We start from the raw sequence: 17,292 nt of genomic DNA, 5'->3' as shown, positions 1-17,292 counted from the left end.
TGCTCTAAAACATCTTCTCAACCAACTGCTCCACCGACTCAAACTGCTCACGCTCTTCATTCGTGAAACGGACTTCCTTATACCAGGTATTATCAAGCTCCTCTACAAAAAAGAGGTCATATGATTCTAACTCTGTCATCGTATGCTCCAGTAAGTGGAGGATGGCAGTCACATCGGCAGTTAGATGCTCATTTTCCGAAGTGAGGCCGTTATGCTCATATCGAACGGTTAAAGAAATCTCGTTGCAAATACCTTCATCCCTAAAATCGGTACATTGATAGATAAGGTCTGTCGAATCAGTCCCTAATGTGAACCGCTCATTTTCTATTTTCTCAAACTCACTTTCCCATTTTACCTGCGATTCATAGTTGCTTATTTCCCAATTTGTATTTCTTAAATAATCGTATAGTTCCTCTGGTGAAAGAGGTGTGGTGGATGCATATCCATCAAAACGAATGTGCGATAATGTGTATTCATCATCAATATAGATCCGAGAAACATCTGCCCCGCTTTTGTCGATTAACGTCTTCAGCTGATGGAGTCTCGGAAGTTCTTCCTCTTTAAACTGTCTAAAGTTAAGTTCATCTTCACTTACTAAGTTGAGAGTTTTAAGACTCACTCCGTCTTCATCCCGGTGAGTGGGGAAAAAATCTAAAATGATATCCTCTTCATCGATCCCATGAAAACCTAATTTCTCAATATCTCCGGTAACCTTATCAAGTTTCAATTGTTCTTGGTAGGTGGTTTGTCCGTCCTCGTATGTATCCTCTATAACATTTTGCGGCAGTTCTAAAATAGATGACCTCGCCACCTTAACGGTAAACCAAAGCTTGGGATTTCTAAGTGACTGAACTCTGTAGGTTGCAGGTGATCCCCGTCCACTAGTTGAAACCCTATCAATTTTCACTGCTTCCCTGTGTTCAGCAATCGTATAGGCATTTACAAATCCAGTAGGCACATACCTGATAAAGAAAAGAAAACTACAGACAAGAGCTGCAACAGCAATGGTGCACACAATTACTTTTTTCTTTTTAGACCAACGTAACATTCTCTACCCTCCAATACGCAGTTAATCATACCAAGGAATGGTATCTATCACCACTCGTATTGAGATTGATCTAACGACTTTTAACCTATATATTTAGTCATTCATTTCATATATACTACTAGTTCGGTGTAATCTAATACATACTTTTACATTTTTAGGAGAGAACGATGCAACAATTAAAAGAACGATTTCAATCATTAAGTAAGAAAGAACGCATCATAGGTGGTTCAGCTGTAGTGTTGTTACTTGTAATAGCGTTGTTAAGTTATAGCGCAGGACATGGAAACGCAGCAGTCGAGCTGAGTGATAAAAAAGTGAAATTTGAGCAAATGGATGGCGAATTACTTTCTATCCGAATACAGATTAAGGAAGCAAATGAGGAACTAGAGCAGGTGAATAAACAACTAGCTGACGAAAGTGGAAAGCTGGAAAAATTAAACCAAGAGCATGAAGAGGTACTAGCTCTAGTTTCTGATAAAGAAAGTATTGAAAACGAGAAGAACGATCTAGCTAAAGAAATTGGTCAACAAGAAGCTTCGTTAGCTGTTATTATGCAAAAGATTTCTGAGAGTGAGTCGAAGCTCGATCAGTTGAACGAAGGGATTGTGGAGAAGCAAGAGCAGCCTCGCACATTACCAGCAGGCTACTTCACGGTCGGAGTGGATCTTGAAGAAGGGCGCTACAGAATCGAGCCAAGCAGCGGATCAGGCAACTATTTTGTTAACGATGGCAGGAAAGCAAACATCATCCTAGGCAGAGATGATAGTTTCTACCTGTCAGAATACATTATTCACTTATCAGCAGGAGACCAAATCCAAGCGACTCTTCCAGTGAAATATACAGGGGTTGAGTAGTAGGGTAAAGTCAAATATGAAAAGCAACGGTCCATAACTGGTCGCTGCTTTTTGCTTATTATACTCTAATTTAATACATGTACTTTAGTGTAAAGAAAGATATCACTACTAGGGATAACTAGGCTCACCGGCTTATTTCACTGGCATTTATTAGTCGAGTTCAGGGACTATTTTATTGTGATTTTATGTTCTATATTAATGAATAATGGGTATGATATAGTTATAACTCCATTAACTTTAATAGTGTAATGGTAAGATTTTGGTTGGGGCATCACCTAGTAGTGGGGTGGTGCCTTTTTTAGTGCTCTTTTAAGGTGTTTTATAGATTAATTCGAACAGCTTTCTTCATTATTCAAACGGCTTCGCAGATTATTCGAATAACCTGCTGAATAATTCGAACAACAATCCAATTAATTCGAATAAAGGCTGTAAATAACTGTAAAACATAAAGCCGTAATAAATAAGAGCAGCAAATCCCTCGCTGCTCTAAAACGTCTCCTCTACTAGTTGTTCAACCGATTCAAACTGCTCTCGCTCTTCATTGGTTAAACGCACCGTCTTATGCTCTTCATCTTTGTCCATAAAAACTAGCTCATACAACTCTAAGTGCATTAGTTCGTGATCGAGTGTCTGCAAAATAGCAGTCACATCATCAACTAGGTGCTCATTCTCTGAAGTGAGGCCATTATGCTCGTATTGAACCGTTAAAAGGATACCATTGCAAAGCCCATCTTCTGTGAGAGCATTACATTCAAATGAAAGATCGAGCATTTCTGTCATTTCAGATCCGAAGGTGAACCGCTCGTTTTCAATTTTCCTTAGCTGCTCTTCCCATTTTCTCACGGTGAAATTGTCTAGGGTTGGATTGTTTTTTCTTAAATAGTGATAGAGCTCTTCTAAGGGTAGTGACATTGTCAAAGCATATTCATCAAAGTGAATGGTCGATGGGATGGTTGGATCAGAAACGGAGACTCTATAGAAATCTGATCCGCTGCTTTGGATGAGAGAGATCAGCTGATGGAACCTCGACATTTCGTTCTCTCTAAAATTCCTAAAGTCAATTTTTTCATCACTCATTAACGAAAGCCTCTTATAGCTTGCCCCGTCTTCATTTCTATGTGTAGCATCGAAACTTACGTAGAGTCCATCAGCAGATAATCCTTGAAAACCAATCCTTTCTATATCACCTATAACCGTATCAAGCTTCAATTGCTCTTCGTATGTATCCTTGCCATCCTCGTAAGTATCTGCGAGAACCTCTTTAGGAGTGCGCCAAAGCAGATAATTATTCACTTTTACTTTGACTGTGAACTGGAGTCTTGAATTTTTAATTGATTGTACACGGTAGGTAGTAGTCGAGGAGCCAATCATAGAAGGTGTGCGATCCATAATCGTAACGGCTTCCCCGTACTCTGAAATCGTATAAACATTTAAAAAACCAGTAGACACATACCTGATAAAGAAGAGAAAACTACAGACAAGAGCTGCAGCGGTGATGATGCTCGCAATAACTATTTTCTTTTTAGACCAATGTAGCATGTTCATCTCCTGTTAGTTCCCAAGCGATAAGACGATCTTAACCAGCTCATCATAATGCTTGTCCATATTGTGATATAGCTCTTCATCAACTCCGTATTCATGAAGAGGCACCCTATAAATGTAGTCCCCAACTTCTCTGTAAACGGCAGGATACATCGAGTCTCTCGGTACGAAATAAAGCGTTTCTCCTTCATGTGTCTCTTCTACTAAATCACGTGAGACCAGCATTGATTCTGTCTCGTTTGGGTTGTTCCCTTCCTCGCTAATGAAAACACCAAACGCTTCAAATAATAGGGATGTAGATGAATCGGATAGTTCTCCACGATAAACGGTAGCTAGTGATGCTATCTCTATGAGAGTGGGATCACCTAAACGATAACTTGGAGCTAGGAAGTCGCCCCTTGTTTTATTTAATAACTCTTCAAACGTTTCACTATGGGGCACTAGTTGATCCAACATGGCGGAGAGTTCTTCATACGTCGTTCGTTCATAGTCGAGACTTTCAAATGAAATATAAACATCATTCTCATGCGCCACTAGATAATACATCTCCCCGTTCGTAAACACATCATAATTAATCGAATGCTCCACTTGGTAGAATTCTTCATTATCTTTTAAATTTGTACCGCTTGTTGCTCCGTCCGTGATGAGATAACTTAATTGAAGCTCGTCGTTATTAATATAGTAAGATACCGAGTAATCCTGTTTCATATCAAATTCAGATGAGACAACATATTGATCAGTCTCCTGCTGATCAAGAACCTCTGGAATGACAATGGCATCGACTAATTTCTCAATACGGATATTCTGCTCTTCTATTAATTCCATTTCTGTTTCTTTTAAGTTACGTTCGGATGGGAAAGATGCTTCTTCTTCCTGGTTTGCCGGAGGTGCCGCTTCTTCAGAAGGCGCGCAGGCTGCTAATAATAGCGTCGATGTAAAAATAGGGAGTAAAACATGTTTAAAAATGCTCAATATACGTTCTCCTTCGATGTCTAGTAAATTTGTACAATACTGTCATCATATCACATTCATAGAGCGGAGTCTGACATGACCAGAAGTTTATCGACATTAAAAAGCTTCCTAGCTAACTAGGAAGCCTATCCTTATACTTCTTCATCTTATAAATAACAGAAGGCTGGCTGATTCCGAGATACTTCGCCATCTCATACGTAGTCTTGCATTCGCTTTGCGCTCGGCTTAGTAGTTGAATCTCCACATGCTCCACAGCTTCTTTCATATCTCTTATCTCCATTTGGGGCAAGAGGTTTGTTACTGGCTGTGACACGTATTCATGAGTGGCGTTATTGATCTCACTTGGCAGGTGATGGGGGAGGATCGTTGGCTCTTCAATAGTGAGGACGAGCCTTTCAATCACATTCTCCATTTCCCGTACGTTCCCAGGCCACTCATAGTGATGAAGCAGATCATAAGTAGTTGGGGCAAGCTTTTTTGCCGTCTTATATTTTTCGTTCATCAATTGCAAGTAATGCTGCAAGAGGATCGTGATATCATCCTGACGTTCCTTTAACGGCGGGATCTTGATCGGAATCACGTTTAACCGGTAATAGAGGTCAAATCGAAAGGTCCCTTGATCGACCATTTCTTTGAGCGGTTGATTGGTCGCTGTGATTAAGCGGAAGTCGACCTGCTTCTCTTCTTTCCCGCCTACCCTCATAAACGATTTCTCCTGTAAGACCTTCAACAACTTCACCTGAATCGCCAGCGGCAGCTCACCAATTTCATCAAGAAATAAGGTCCCTTGATCCGCTTGTTCGATCAAGCCTTTTTTCCCGTTCTTATGCGCGCCGGTAAAAGAACCCGGCTCATATCCAAACATCTCTGATTCAAATAATGTCTCTGGAATCGTGCTGCAGTTCACTTCAATAAACGGCTGCTTATGTCTCTCGCTTTGATTATGAATATGGCGGGCGAGCGTACTTTTCCCAACGCCTGACTCTCCTAAAAATAAAATGCTCGCATCGGTTGCGGCGATTCGATGGAGGGTGGAGAAAATATGCTTCATTGACTCGCTGCGAAACAACAGCGGATGGTGGCTTGCTTCTTTTTCCCGGAGTTCTTCTACCTCCGTTTGGAAGCCTTCCATTTTCACTTGAAGCTGATCGTATTGTTCTTGTAGTTTGACAATCTCCGTTTGGTCCTGGCTGTAGCTGACCACGAAATGCAATGCTCCTTCTTTGTTGAAAATGGGGTAGCCGGTGGACATGACGACCCGGCCGGATGTTGTCTGCTGAAGCACTCGGACTTCCTTTTTTTCTTTTAACACGAGCGCATTAATGGAAGGGGAGAGCACCCCATTTTCCTCTAGCTCGTAAACTGATTTGCCAATATACGCGTCTGCTTCAAGCCCGTACATCGTCCAATGGTTTGGGTTTGAGAAAAGAATGATTCCTTTATGGTCCGTAATCGTAATGTTGTTGTTAGATGTCTCAATAATTTTAGCGAGGATGAGGGATAAATCTTGATCCATAATGAGTACCTCCAGCTTTTATTAATTTAATTATTGATTAAATCATCAGAATAATCAATAATTAAATTAGAATAAGTTAATCATGATTTAGAATTTAATCAGATGTTAAGTGGAAGCTCGGTTGTATTTATCAGAAAATTTGGCACATTTCTTGCAATTATAAGCTTAGTACATAGAGAGATGGTTAGGAAAGAGAGAGAACAGCGGGAGAATCAGAAGAAGGAAGGGTGTGGGTGCATTTGTTTAATCAGAAACCAGAGTTAAATAAGGTACTATCTCGATTGGATGTATTTGTGTTATCGGTCGGTGCGATGCTTGGATGGGGCTGGGTTGTATTATCAGAAAGCTGGCTCACTTCAGCAGGATCACTTGGAACGGTAGTAGCTTTTATAATTGGAGGAACACTCGTAACATTTGTCGGTCTGACTTATGCCGAGCTCGCCTCAGCCATGCCGAAAGTCGGCGGGGAACATGTGTATGTACATAGAGCAATGGGGGACAAGGCGGCGTTTCTAGCCTCATGGGCGATCACGTTGGGATATGTCTCAGTTGTTGCCTTTGAAGCGGTAGCCTTGCCTACAGTCATTGAATACTTATTACCGAATTATCAGGTCGGCTATATGTGGACGATCGCCGGCTGGGATGTCTATGCTTCGTGGGTATTAGTTGGCGTAGGTGGCTCAATTTTCGTTATGGCGATCAACTACTTCGGGCTGAAGCCGGCAGCAAAGATCCAAGTTATTTTAACAGCCAGTGTGATTCTAATGGGTCTTATGCTGATCTTTGGTTCTGCAATTGGAGGCGAACGTGCGAACTTTGAGCCCCTCTTTTTAAATGGACCAGCAGGAATCATGGCCGTCTTAATTATGGTGCCGTTTCTATTTATCGGATTTGATGTCATCCCACAAACCGCAGAAGAAGCTAATGTCCCTCCAAGAGATATCGGCAAGCTGTTAATTTTCTCAGTTGTCTGTGCGATTGGATTTTATATTCTTATCTCGATCGGTGTAGCGTCTGCTCTAGATGGACAAGCACTCGCCACAACGCAGTTAGCGACAGCAGATGCGATGGCCACATTATTCGGCTCCGCACTCTTTGGAAACTTACTTATTATCGGCGGGGTAGCCGGGATTTTAACGAGCTGGAATGCGTTTATTATTGGGGGAAGCCGCGTGGTGTATGCGATGGCTCAGTCAAATATGCTGCCAAAGTGGTTCGGCAAGCTGCACCCGAAATACAAGACACCATCTAATGCGATCCTGTTTATCGGAGCATTAGCGGTTGTCAGTCCGCTACTCGGACGACCTGCTTTAGTCTGGTTTGTAAACAGCGGCGGCCCGGCTATTGTCATTGCCTATTTAATGGTGGCGATTGCCTTTATTATTCTGCGTAAGAGAGAGCCAGAAATGGAGCGTCCGTATAAATCAGGAAGAACGCCGGTTATCGGCTGGATTGCTGCGGTGTTGAGTGTAGGATTTATTATTATTTATCTGCCGGGAATGCCAGCAGCGTTAATCGGTCCTGAGTGGGCCATCCTCATCGGCTGGTTCGTGATCGGAGGCTACTTCTTCAGCCAAATGTTAAGAGGAAAGTATGATAAGAATGAAGAAATGTTGAAGAAAGATAAGATTGGGTAGTTGAAAGTGATGAAACCAAGCTGGGAGAGAGGTGCCAGCTTGGTTTTTTAGTGATGAGTTAGGTGAGGATTGGTTTTTTTTGAACAAACTTCTCAATAATTTAAACAAAGCCGCCTTTATTTCGAATAACTTTTGGATTTTTTCGAACAAACTCGGCATTATTTCGAACAAATGGAGCCAGATATTGGAAACGGAAGAGGTTATGAAGCCCTATTCTAATTTATTAAAGTAAAACAGACTCTAAAAACTCTTCCCGTATTTTATACGTTTTAGGGCGTTGGGTCACTAATTCAACATAGTCTTCTTCCTCTAAATGCAGCATAATTTTATTTATTTTATATCTAGTGCTTTTTGACATTTCCATTAACTCTGTGACAGACATTGATGTATCATCATCTACGAAAGCATGTAAACTGGTCATTAATTGCAATAGATATCTTACTTCTCCTTTTTCTGCCCATTTCTCGCTTTGGAAGTAGGTTTGAATCCGTTCTAATTTTGCTAGATTAAGTTCCAAGTCCTCAATGATTCCTTCTTGTCCTTTTCTAAGCAGCTCTAGCATGTCAATTAAATAAAAAGTAGTCTCACCTTTATTTAGAGGTGAGGGGATTTCTTCGAGCGCTTTGTAATATTTCGATTTATCTTTATTAACTGCGTAGGAGAAAGTGATAGCTGAATATCTATCTAAATACCTGGACAAATAACTACAAACTAACAAGCGTCCTGTTCTCCCGTTGCCGTCATAAAATGGGTGGATGTATTCATAATAGTAGTGAGCAACCATATATCTGTATAACTCTAAGTGGTCTTCATTGTCTAGAAAACGGATGAGAGAATGCAGTGCCTCAATAATTTTAGTTTCAGATTCTAGTCCAATATGTGTAGTTGAGGTTCCGTCGTTATTTTCTACATAACCTTTACGAAATAATTCACCGTCAGGTACATCTTCTTGATTGATTTCATCAGAGACAAGCTGGTCATACAGTTTTCTAAAGTCTGTAATATCTTTAAAGGGCTTAATTTGTGATATAAAGAAGTAGGTTTTCATTAACCCCCTGAAACGTTTGTGCTTTGAATCTGGTTTACTTAAATCATTTAAAACCTCTTTTAATTGCTTTTTCGTACTTCTAATTCCTTCGATTTCATTGTTGCTTTGCGCTTCGTTGACAATTAATTTCTGAAAATAAGGTTCGATGACATATGGAGGAAGCTTACTGACAAGTGTAGTAATTTTAGAGCTGTTTAATAATACTTGATTGTTTAATGCCATTAATTTATGTGTGTTCACGTAAAATAAATTGTACGTTTCATTTAAAAGACGTCCTTTACGAAAGCCTTGTATGGAAAGAGAGGTTAAGTAGCTGCCATAACAATTTTTCCTCCTTTCAATTTCCTTTTCAAAAAACTGCTCCCCATCTTTATAAAAAACCTTAGAAAGTTTCTCGTATTTCACCGTTAATCACCTGCCTTATTTTAAATTATAGCGCTTTTTTAAAATTATATACCTTTCAGTTGTGAAATCAAAGCAGAATTATGCACTTATTTAAAGATAGATATAACTATTTAAGCCAATTTTCAACAAAAATGAAAAAATTCTCGTTGGAAGCAGCAGATTACTTTTATCCTTGATGGCACTCCTTTGATTTCATCAAATGTAGAATGCCGGCTAAACTTAAAAAACCAAGCTGACAATAAGCTGTCGGCTTGGTTTATGATGATATTTTTCAAAAACTCTAATCACAGCCGACTCCGCCAGATGAACTGCCGGAATCTCCGGGATAGCCGCAAGAGGCATTGTCTTTAGAACTGCTGCCGTGAACAGGAACATCAGAAGATACATGATGCTGCTGCGCATGCTTGACTTGCACACGTTTAGAAGCATAACTGAGGGTCATGGCTAGGATAATGAACAAGACAAGGCTGAATAACACAATTAAACTAACAGGCATACAATCACTCCTTATAGTCGAATGAGTTCAACTTTTTCATTTATACGATTGACTTACTTACTTCCAGTTTATTTAACATATGATCTAATTCTTGACTATATTTAATCGTCTCTGGGTGAGCGAGTCCATTTACAGTTCCGCAGTAGACCATAATGTCTCTAATCATTTCTATCCTTACTTCAATTTCTTTTCTAGAAAGTTGGTGTTGTTCAACCATGAGAGATTCCTTCCTTCATTATGAAATAAATAACAAATGAGTAGGTACAAAGTATATAATTATAATTAACTATTATATAGTATGAATCAAGCAGTGTAACCACCTTCGACAAAAATAGTAAATAATTATAAAAAATAGGAAAAAAGGACCGTAAAATGGATCCTCATTATAACTAATACGTAGACAAAATATGGGTATAGTTAAAGAAGAGACTTAAAAGGAGGCTGCACAGCATGTGTCATTATCAAAAAGGAATGAAAAATGAAGTGGCCTTCGTCTTCTCGTGTCCCGGTGCGGCCGAGGAAGCTGCTAATAAGCCTGCTGCAGGAAGAACAGGGACTAATTTACAGCAGCTGTTAAACATCTTGTCTCAGAAATACGGAGATAATATAGAATGGTCAAGAGAAGCGATTACGATCACAAATGCGTGGAGTCCAGTGGAGTATCGCAAGCTGACAGGCCGAACGGAAGCAACGGTGCGAGAGGTGTTGACCGAAGAGAACTTAACTCGCTTGGAAGCAGAGTTGCGGGCTGTTGAAGGGCTGGTTATCACAAGCGGAGGTAGAGCAACCCTTGCTGTTAATGCTTTAAAATCTGCTGGAAGAATACATAATAAGGTGAAAGTTCTCCACATCCGCCACTTAGGCCTGCGCGCACTTAATCAAATAAAGGTAGACGTTAACGGTGAACCTATCATATCGGTTGCCGATCAGCTAGCTAAAGACCATTCACTTTCCAGCCCGCAAGCCGGGAGGGAAAATACAATGAGGAGATTAGAAGTGGTGGCGGATGAGATTGGACAAGCGTTCATGGAGACACAAGCAAGAGGGGGGATTAGGTCATGAATATAAAAGATATACAAATTAAAAAAACTAAATACAATGCATAACCCCATCTCTTAGCCTTCTTCTTTTCATAATAGATGACGATGACACAGAATATAATCATATGAATAGCACCTATGAGAAAAAGGAAAGCACTATTTAAAATAAGAGAGAGAATACCCAGAATAAGAAACACATACCATAAATAATTTAGAAATCTATTCATTATTACCTCCTCTAACCCTCTTATTATAGAGCTCTATTAGCTCCGCAGTTTTTTCCATTTTACCTACAAGCGGATGCATGTAATCAGCCGTATCATCAACAAACATCCTGACGCAGCTACTCACGAAATGAACATCTAGTGTCTTTCTTTGATCGACCTTTACTAAAGCCAGTTCAAATTGTTTATAGATCATTTTCATCGTCCCATTGTACTTTAATTGACCTGGATAATATGTTTTAAGATCCTCTAATATTTCTTGGCACTTTATTTTAACGGCCAGCACTCCATCATTCATAGAGCTCTCTCCTTCCTCCTGTAATGTTCTTTACTATTCTAGTATCCGACCTAATCAATTGGAAGAATTTTATAAGTTTTGTACATATTTTCATAATTCGTGTACAATGGTAGTTGGTAAAAATATGGAGAAAGGATTTGATACTATGAAACAAGCAATTATTGGATTTGTCTTAGGAGCTTCTATTTTTGGCACGGCTGCTGCATATGCTGCAGGAGGAGGGAAGAACATTGAAGTATTCTATAATATTAACGATATTAAGATCGATAAGGTGTCGAATATGCCTCATCAAGATCCCTTTATCTACATGTCTACAGCGTATGTACCTTTACGATTTGTGAGCGAAGAACTTGGAGCTGAGGTGAGATGGGACGGGGAAAATCGAGTTATTCATATTGGTGAAATGGAGAACCCAAGTCCTGCATACTTTGGTAGAGAGGTCGATTCGATCAACAGAGAAGTGGCAGAAGGCGGAGAGCTTCGTTACGTATTTAACGAGAGACATGTCCCAATAAATGATAGCACCGGGGAAATGCAGAGGCATTTTCTATTATCAACGCTCGGAGGGGCATCAGGCGAGACAAACTCTCATTTTATTGAGTTTCCTTTAGGAGATAATTACGAGTATTTCCATGCTTCATTTGGCAATTTAGAGAACCATTCTAACCCAATGAATACACAAAAAGTGGTTGAAATTTACCTTGATGATCATAAGGCTGCGGAATACAGCATAACAGCAGAGGATGACCCTGAAACGATCAAGCTAGAATTAAATGGAGCAGAGAAAATATCATTTCATTTTAAACTAGCGGGAGAAGGAGATCAGTCTGCATCAAGTTATGAAGCCGCACTCTTTAATCCGTTTTTTACTAGAAAGTAATTCGGAAAGTCGGAGGTAATCTATGAAGGCAATAACTTTTGGCCTGTTACTGAGTTTACTAATCATAGCCGGCTGTTCTAATGCAGACTATGATCTTGATGAAGTGGTTGCTGTGTTAGAGGGAGAAGAGATTCAAGCGAAAGACGTCTTAACATTATATCCTTTAGATGATGAAGGGATTAGAAATTATGTGTTAGGCGAGGTCCTCGTACAAGAGTCTAAAAATATGGGCATTTTCATTTCAGAAGAAGAAATAGAAAACAACAAAATGGCACTATATCCAGGTCTAGAGCCGCAAGAGATTTATGAGTCGCTGCCGGAAGAGGAGAAAGCCTTTTATGAGGAGCAAACGGAAATACTTGATGTAACACCAGAGGAGTATTATGAAATCTGGCTTGATGTCCATCATACCCATAGTGCCTATATCCAGGCGTACATAAATAAAGTTATTTTTAATTCGGAATTAGAAGAAGACCTCGATCTTATGGACCTAGAAGACCTTGAAATCATGGATCAGAGGATTGACGACCACATGAATGAGCTGGTGGAGTTATATAAACAGAGCGGGAAGTTAACGGTAATGTAGCAAACAAATACGATTCAATTCGAATAGCTGCCTTTTTAGGGTGGCTTTTCTTCTTGTCGTTAGGAGAGATGACAGAATGAAGCACAAATTTTTATATAGTATATTGACTCTCATTATTATTTTGTTAGGTGTGCTATTAGTTAATTCTTATTCTCAAAGTAAGCAATTAGAAGAAAGAATGGAGGCGATGGAAGAACATCATCTTTTTAATATTTATTTCATGTATCATCATTCACTAGCCGGTCTGAGCTCCCATCTAGAAAGTGGTGCGGATACTGAGGATCTATCCTATTTCTTTCAATTCACTAACTTTCTTACAACCACATCAAGTGAACTTTTAAGAGAAGAAGAGTTAGATATTAGGACCAATCTGCAAAGGATAGACCAGGACCTGCAAGAGAATGATACGACAGAAAAAAGAGAGGCGCTATATGAGTTGGTTGATCAATTTCAATTAAATATTAATGAGGCGATCTTCTCCGAGGGTATAAAAAGTGAGCAGCTTGAAGAAGCGATGAATGAGTTTAACCAGGAGCTGGTTGAGTACCAACGTGTTCACGGATTAGGGGATTAAGGGAGGTATTATTAAGTTTGGATTTAAATCAAATGATTTTTTATGTGATTTTTACGTATGTAACAATCTCGATTATTTTCTTCCTTATATGTAAGCATTCAACAAATTCTACTAGTAAGTTTTTCTTTAGTATTAGTGCTGCCTGTCTTATGGGTTTTATTGTTTCCTTTGTAGGTTTCAATTTATATATGGGACATAATATGTCTTTCTTTATAGCGATTATTTTCCTTCATCTTATCTCCTTTATATGTTTTTTGTTATTCCAGGTCATTCTTTATACAGAAAAGTAAAATAAGTTTCCAGCGTAACAATTACGATAGATATTAATTTTTAAGTACTTACTAGCTTAACTGGGGGAAGATGTATGAAAAAACTATCAATCTTTGGAGGCGCAGCTATCCTCATATTCATTGTAGTGTGGAGCGCATTTCAATTAGTTGGAACGATTAAACTTGAAGAGAAAAACACAGAGATTAGAGCTGTCAGTCTTTTTAACGCACAAGTGAAGACAACGAACGGTTTAATAAGGGGTTACTTGGAAGGAGATATGCCTGAAGAGGTAATAGTGGCTAGTAGAATCACTCTCCAACATTCTTTTGATTCATTATCTCTTCAGTACTCTTCACTCCAGCAGATAGATTCTACCAACTATCGAGAAATGAAGACCATATGGGATGACTATCTTACTCTCCTTTATGAACCTTCTGAGCCGCAATTAGAGGAATTATTAAAGCTAGAAGAGGAATTTGGTGAGGTGCTGGACAGAGTTTTTAAAGAAAGTCATGAACAAAGGAGAAAGTTGGAACGATGGAAGACAAATTATTAAAGGCATAGATACGACAGGTTATCTGTCAAATCCAGTAAATTAATCACGCCTTATAACTGCTAGGGCGTGCATTTTATTCCTCTGCATAAATGCGTTGTAACTCCTCTTCAACCTCATCCTTTATTCCGTCTAACGATCTTTCAGCAGCGAATAATTTTAAAATCTTCCACTGTCCGTTGTATTCTCTGAAGGCAATGATTGTTTTAACCTTTCCCGTAGGATCAGTAAAGTCATTTTGATCTAAGCTGCTTACTTCTTCGGTTTTTACTAACAAAACTCATGAGGGTAGGGATTCAATGAAATCAACATTTACTAGCTTGTGATAAGTGGAGCGTTGATGGTCAACATTCATATTATCAATCATTGATTTTAACTTTTCATATGCAGTAGATTCGGGGTAGAGTAAATCGAGATTTGCTGCATAGTTTTCTTGGTTATTATTTATAATGTATTGCTCATATAAACTTGTAAGCGCTCTTTTTTCTTCTACGTATTCCCCGCCGCAACCAACAAGAAGAACTAATAGAAAGAGGAGTGCAGAAAACGTTCTTATCATAGCTTAACCTCCAAAAAATCATTCCTTTATACAAGTATATCATTTACAATAATAGGAAAGTTGGTTTTAAGGAGGTGTCGAATGGTTTATTTTGAATTACTTCTTATTCCTATGGTGATTATGTATATTCTAATGAGTTTGGATTATCCGATGAGGGTGGGCCGGAATACATACATCAATTATAGAGGCTTTAAAGGGATTGTTTATAAGGTGTACTCTGGATTATATGCGTTATTGGTGGTTGGTATTGCTGTACATATTGGTTTCCTTGTATCAGTCCCTGCATATTTCTTAAACGGTTTCCTGTTATTTCTTGCTTCGTTACTAATAGCTGTTGGATTTCTAGTGCTTAATTTCCTAATGGTGATGAAAAGAGCAGAACTGACAGCGGTGGTTTATGAAACGAACGAAAAGGAATTCGATATAGAATAGAAGTGTATAGCAAGAAGAGTATCGTAATACTGTACTAATGGGAGCGAGTGTTCAATAAGGACAGGGTTTAACACCATTAGGAGATGATAATAGTGAAAAGAACGATATATTGGCTATTAGCTGCTTTTATATTAATAATTGTATCTTATACCCTCTATGATAAGGTTATAAATCCGCCTTACAAAGGGACGGTGGTCCAAATAGACGGAAATAACATGTTGGTCGCAGCAGACACTGAAATTCAAATAGAAGGTGAATCTTCGAAGGATGAGGTTCAATCTTATATGAATGATTCGATTTGGTTTTCTACATCAGAAGATCAAATAGCAAATGTTAAAGTAGGAGATAAAGTAAAAGTGAGTTCTGGGGATTATGTTGAAACATCACTTCCACCTCGAATGGATGCCATAAAGGTAAAGAAATTAAGGTAGTTTTGGTTAGCTTTGCGTTGCTCAACGTGAAGAAGGCTAATCAAGGATAAAAATGCTCAGATTTCTGAGCATTTTTATTTTGCTGTTTACCTATATGTTAATTAGCATAAGATTTACGCTTTTTATAGCTGTTTTCTACCTTGTACTGAATAGTTATGCTGATAGAGACTGTTCTTTTTTGAGCCCTATATTAATTAGATACTTCCATTTTATGTTTTAACAACACTTCATTAAAAATACCGTCGTAGGCTGCTGGTACATCATTCTTTAGATATAATTTATATGCATCAAGGCCGACGTATTTTGCCTCATTTATAGAAGCAACAAATCCACTAATCACCTCATTCGTATCATCACGGAACTGCGTAGTGTGTAACATACGTTCAAGTTCTTCTTTCAGCCGTTCCACCTCTTCAAAATGAAAGGTCTCATAGGCTGTTAGATATTCGTACAGTAACTGTTCAAGCTGCTGCTCCTCAGCTTCACTAGCTTTATTGCCGCCGCACCCGGTGAGTAAGGTGGCAATTAGTAAAAGAAATATTAATGATTTCATTGTAGCCTCTCTTTGCAAGTGTGTAATAGGATAACCTAGTTGTAGTTTATCACTTTGTTTGCTAGAGAGGACGCATTTTAAGACTTAAAACCGGTTCAAAACAAAATACTTTTTCTCATCCTCTGCATCGCACAATCCCTTTAATTTCAGCACATCTGTAAACTCAACGAGCTCCAGCCGTTCTGATAATTCAGGTACACAGTCGGCTAACTCCGATTCGATCCTTTGCACAGTCTCATAGATCATTTTCTCATTCATATTAAAATGTTTGGCTGCTTTTTTGATGGGGGACTGGCGCCTAAGAAGCTGTAGGTAATGATTTTGGGTTAAAGCTAATTCTTCAAGCTCGGCTTCGATTTGGTCAATATACTTATATACATTGCGATCAGGTTCTGGCAGGCTTTGAATATAAAGCGTACGGGCAAATTGGTCACGGGCTTCACTCATTGTCATAACCCTCCACATATCCAAATTTTAAAACGTAACGATTTCGATTTGTGTTTATTTAACCATAAGAAGTATTCATTGTAAAGAGGGGTTCTGGTGTTTGACAGAGTATGTGGAATTCGTTATAGTTAGACTTAAATCGAAATAATTACGATTTGTATTAATGTGAATTGTAAGAAAAGGAGAGATGAAGATGGCTAAGAAATCAATGGTTGCCCGTCAGAAAAAGCGTGAGCGACTCGTTGCCCAATATGCTGAAAAGCGCCGTGAATTAAAAGAAAAAGGGGATTATGCAGCACTGGCTAAATTGCCGCGTAACTCATCACCTACAAGATTAAACAACCGTTGCGAGGTAACAGGACGTCCGCGCGGATATCTGAGAAAGTTCAAATTATCTCGAATTAAATTCCGTGAGCTTGCACACAAAGGACAGGTGCCGGGTGTGAAGAAATCAAGCTGGTAACACACTTAACTCCCGCAAAGCATAACAGCTCTGCGGGAGTTATTCGTTAATAAGGCCAAAGCATAATATTCTGGTAGGCAGCATAAATAAATGCTCCTAACATTAGGAGAGGAGAGCTCAAAAGGATCACATACCATTTACGCTTTGCACGTATTTTATAAAGAATTAAAAAGAGCAGTACAGCAAGGACCAGTTGAGCAAAAGACATCATGCTGGAATGAGACATGAACATATCCCATCTCTCCTCATCTGTTAAGTAGTAGGGCGGAGCGGACATAGACAAGCTGAACAATACATCTGAAATGAAAATAGCTGCCCATGTGAAGGGGAAGTTGAGCAGGGCAAGCACAATAGTAAATATGAACATAGCGCACCTCGAATATCAGTTTAATAGAAAATAGTTAAAAAATAAGGCTATACACTTCGTAAGAATACCACCCAAACAGAAGGAAAGGCGTACTCAA

General features: G+C 39.1%; 23 protein-coding genes. 10 read left to right on the top strand and 13 right to left on the bottom strand.

From position 1 onward, the window contains the following. Window positions 1-4: 4 nt before the first annotated feature. On the bottom strand, window positions 5-1,048 hold the full coding sequence (locus tag A33I_RS15705; protein WP_022629309.1) for a hypothetical protein: 1,044 nt from the start codon (window positions 1,046-1,048) through the stop codon (window positions 5-7). Window positions 1,049-1,215: 167 nt separating this feature from the next. Between A33I_RS15705 and A33I_RS15700 the strand changes: the two genes are divergently transcribed. Continuing rightward, window positions 1,216-1,902, top strand: coding sequence for a hypothetical protein (locus A33I_RS15700; RefSeq protein WP_022629308.1), 687 nt, complete (start codon window positions 1,216-1,218; stop codon window positions 1,900-1,902). Between the two features lie 486 nt (window positions 1,903-2,388). Here A33I_RS15700 and A33I_RS15695 read toward each other — a convergent pair whose 3' ends face one another. The 3 genes from A33I_RS15695 to A33I_RS15685 all read right to left on the bottom strand — a co-directional run bounded on the left by A33I_RS15695 (window position 2,389) and on the right by A33I_RS15685 (window position 5,932). Then, window positions 2,389-3,441: a hypothetical protein gene (locus tag A33I_RS15695; RefSeq protein ID WP_022629307.1), complete on the bottom strand. Its 1,053-nt coding sequence runs from the start codon at window positions 3,439-3,441 to the stop codon at window positions 2,389-2,391. 12 nt (window positions 3,442-3,453) lie between these two features. Beyond that, a complete protein-coding gene (locus A33I_RS15690) occupies window positions 3,454-4,416 on the bottom strand; it encodes a hypothetical protein (RefSeq protein ID WP_022629306.1) in 963 nt (320 codons plus the stop codon). 112 nt (window positions 4,417-4,528) lie between these two features. Further along, on the bottom strand, window positions 4,529-5,932 hold the full coding sequence (locus tag A33I_RS15685) for a sigma-54 interaction domain-containing protein (RefSeq protein WP_022629305.1): 1,404 nt from the start codon (window positions 5,930-5,932) through the stop codon (window positions 4,529-4,531). Window positions 5,933-6,171: 239 nt separating this feature from the next. On the opposite strand from A33I_RS15685, the gene A33I_RS15680 reads away from it, so the two are divergent. Next, window positions 6,172-7,569 carry an APC family permease gene (locus A33I_RS15680; protein ID WP_031311749.1) on the top strand — a complete coding sequence of 466 codons (1,398 nt, stop codon included), beginning with the start codon at window positions 6,172-6,174 and terminating at the stop codon, window positions 7,567-7,569. Between the two features lie 223 nt (window positions 7,570-7,792). Here A33I_RS15680 and A33I_RS15670 read toward each other — a convergent pair whose 3' ends face one another. The 3 genes from A33I_RS15670 to A33I_RS20350 form a co-directional block, all read right to left on the bottom strand. Further along, window positions 7,793-9,022 (bottom strand): Fic family protein, encoded by a 1,230-nt coding sequence (locus A33I_RS15670; RefSeq protein ID WP_022629302.1) that lies wholly within the window; start codon window positions 9,020-9,022, stop codon window positions 7,793-7,795. Between the two features lie 280 nt (window positions 9,023-9,302). Beyond that, window positions 9,303-9,518 carry a hypothetical protein gene (locus A33I_RS15665; RefSeq protein ID WP_022629301.1) on the bottom strand — a complete coding sequence of 72 codons (216 nt, stop codon included), beginning with the start codon at window positions 9,516-9,518 and terminating at the stop codon, window positions 9,303-9,305. A gap of 40 nt (window positions 9,519-9,558) precedes the next feature. After that, window positions 9,559-9,735, bottom strand: coding sequence for an aspartyl-phosphate phosphatase Spo0E family protein (locus A33I_RS20350; RefSeq protein WP_022629300.1), 177 nt, complete (start codon window positions 9,733-9,735; stop codon window positions 9,559-9,561). Window positions 9,736-9,968: 233 nt separating this feature from the next. On the opposite strand from A33I_RS20350, the gene A33I_RS15660 reads away from it, so the two are divergent. Then, a complete protein-coding gene (locus A33I_RS15660) occupies window positions 9,969-10,580 on the top strand; it encodes a uracil-DNA glycosylase family protein (protein ID WP_022629299.1) in 612 nt (203 codons plus the stop codon). Window positions 10,581-10,777: 197 nt separating this feature from the next. On the opposite strand, the gene A33I_RS15650 is transcribed toward A33I_RS15660, so the two are convergent. Beyond that, a complete protein-coding gene (locus A33I_RS15650) occupies window positions 10,778-11,080 on the bottom strand; it encodes a hypothetical protein (RefSeq protein ID WP_022629297.1) in 303 nt (100 codons plus the stop codon). Between the two features lie 145 nt (window positions 11,081-11,225). Between A33I_RS15650 and A33I_RS15645 the strand changes: the two genes are divergently transcribed. From A33I_RS15645 to A33I_RS15630, 4 genes are all read left to right on the top strand, one after another. Next, on the top strand, window positions 11,226-11,960 hold the full coding sequence (locus tag A33I_RS15645) for a stalk domain-containing protein (protein WP_161808690.1): 735 nt from the start codon (window positions 11,226-11,228) through the stop codon (window positions 11,958-11,960). Window positions 11,961-11,982: 22 nt separating this feature from the next. Next, the gene (locus A33I_RS15640) at window positions 11,983-12,546 is read left to right on the top strand and encodes a hypothetical protein (RefSeq protein ID WP_022629295.1); all 564 of its coding nucleotides are present in this window, start codon (window positions 11,983-11,985) and stop codon (window positions 12,544-12,546) included. 76 nt (window positions 12,547-12,622) lie between these two features. Next, a complete protein-coding gene (locus tag A33I_RS15635) occupies window positions 12,623-13,120 on the top strand; it encodes a hypothetical protein (RefSeq protein ID WP_022629294.1) in 498 nt (165 codons plus the stop codon). A 364-nt stretch (window positions 13,121-13,484) separates the two neighbouring features. Further along, the gene (locus tag A33I_RS15630; RefSeq protein ID WP_022629293.1) at window positions 13,485-13,946 is read left to right on the top strand and encodes a hypothetical protein; all 462 of its coding nucleotides are present in this window, start codon (window positions 13,485-13,487) and stop codon (window positions 13,944-13,946) included. 73 nt (window positions 13,947-14,019) lie between these two features. On the opposite strand, the gene A33I_RS15625 is transcribed toward A33I_RS15630, so the two are convergent. Next, a complete protein-coding gene (locus tag A33I_RS15625) occupies window positions 14,020-14,220 on the bottom strand; it encodes a hypothetical protein (protein WP_022629292.1) in 201 nt (66 codons plus the stop codon). A 3-nt stretch (window positions 14,221-14,223) separates the two neighbouring features. Continuing rightward, the gene (locus tag A33I_RS15620) at window positions 14,224-14,502 is read right to left on the bottom strand and encodes a hypothetical protein (protein WP_022629291.1); all 279 of its coding nucleotides are present in this window, start codon (window positions 14,500-14,502) and stop codon (window positions 14,224-14,226) included. Between the two features lie 81 nt (window positions 14,503-14,583). Here A33I_RS15620 and A33I_RS15615 point away from each other — a divergent pair, with 81 nt between their 5' ends. Then, window positions 14,584-14,934 carry a hypothetical protein gene (locus A33I_RS15615; RefSeq protein ID WP_022629290.1) on the top strand — a complete coding sequence of 117 codons (351 nt, stop codon included), beginning with the start codon at window positions 14,584-14,586 and terminating at the stop codon, window positions 14,932-14,934. 92 nt (window positions 14,935-15,026) lie between these two features. Then, a complete protein-coding gene (locus tag A33I_RS15610; RefSeq protein WP_022629289.1) occupies window positions 15,027-15,365 on the top strand; it encodes a DUF3221 domain-containing protein in 339 nt (112 codons plus the stop codon). A 190-nt stretch (window positions 15,366-15,555) separates the two neighbouring features. On the opposite strand, the gene A33I_RS15605 is transcribed toward A33I_RS15610, so the two are convergent. Together A33I_RS15605 and A33I_RS15600 are read right to left on the bottom strand one after the other, a co-directional pair. Continuing rightward, a complete protein-coding gene (locus A33I_RS15605; protein WP_022629288.1) occupies window positions 15,556-15,918 on the bottom strand; it encodes a hypothetical protein in 363 nt (120 codons plus the stop codon). 84 nt (window positions 15,919-16,002) lie between these two features. Then, window positions 16,003-16,365, bottom strand: a complete 363-nt coding sequence (locus tag A33I_RS15600) for a hypothetical protein (protein ID WP_022629287.1) — start codon at window positions 16,363-16,365, stop codon at window positions 16,003-16,005. 193 nt (window positions 16,366-16,558) lie between these two features. On the opposite strand from A33I_RS15600, the gene rpsN reads away from it, so the two are divergent. After that, entirely contained in the window at window positions 16,559-16,828 is a 270-nt protein-coding gene (gene rpsN / locus A33I_RS15595) for a 30S ribosomal protein S14 (protein ID WP_012960579.1), read from the top strand. 46 nt (window positions 16,829-16,874) lie between these two features. On the opposite strand, the gene A33I_RS20645 is transcribed toward rpsN, so the two are convergent. Continuing rightward, window positions 16,875-17,195: a hypothetical protein gene (locus A33I_RS20645; protein ID WP_152976487.1), complete on the bottom strand. Its 321-nt coding sequence runs from the start codon at window positions 17,193-17,195 to the stop codon at window positions 16,875-16,877. Window positions 17,196-17,292 lie beyond the last annotated feature (97 nt).

This window comes from Alkalihalophilus marmarensis DSM 21297, from assembly GCF_000474275.2.
Lineage (GTDB): Bacteria > Bacillota > Bacilli > Bacillales > Bacillaceae_D > Alkalihalophilus > Alkalihalophilus marmarensis.
Note: the sequence above shows the minus strand (reverse complement) of the source record. Positions and strands in the feature narration are given on the sequence as shown.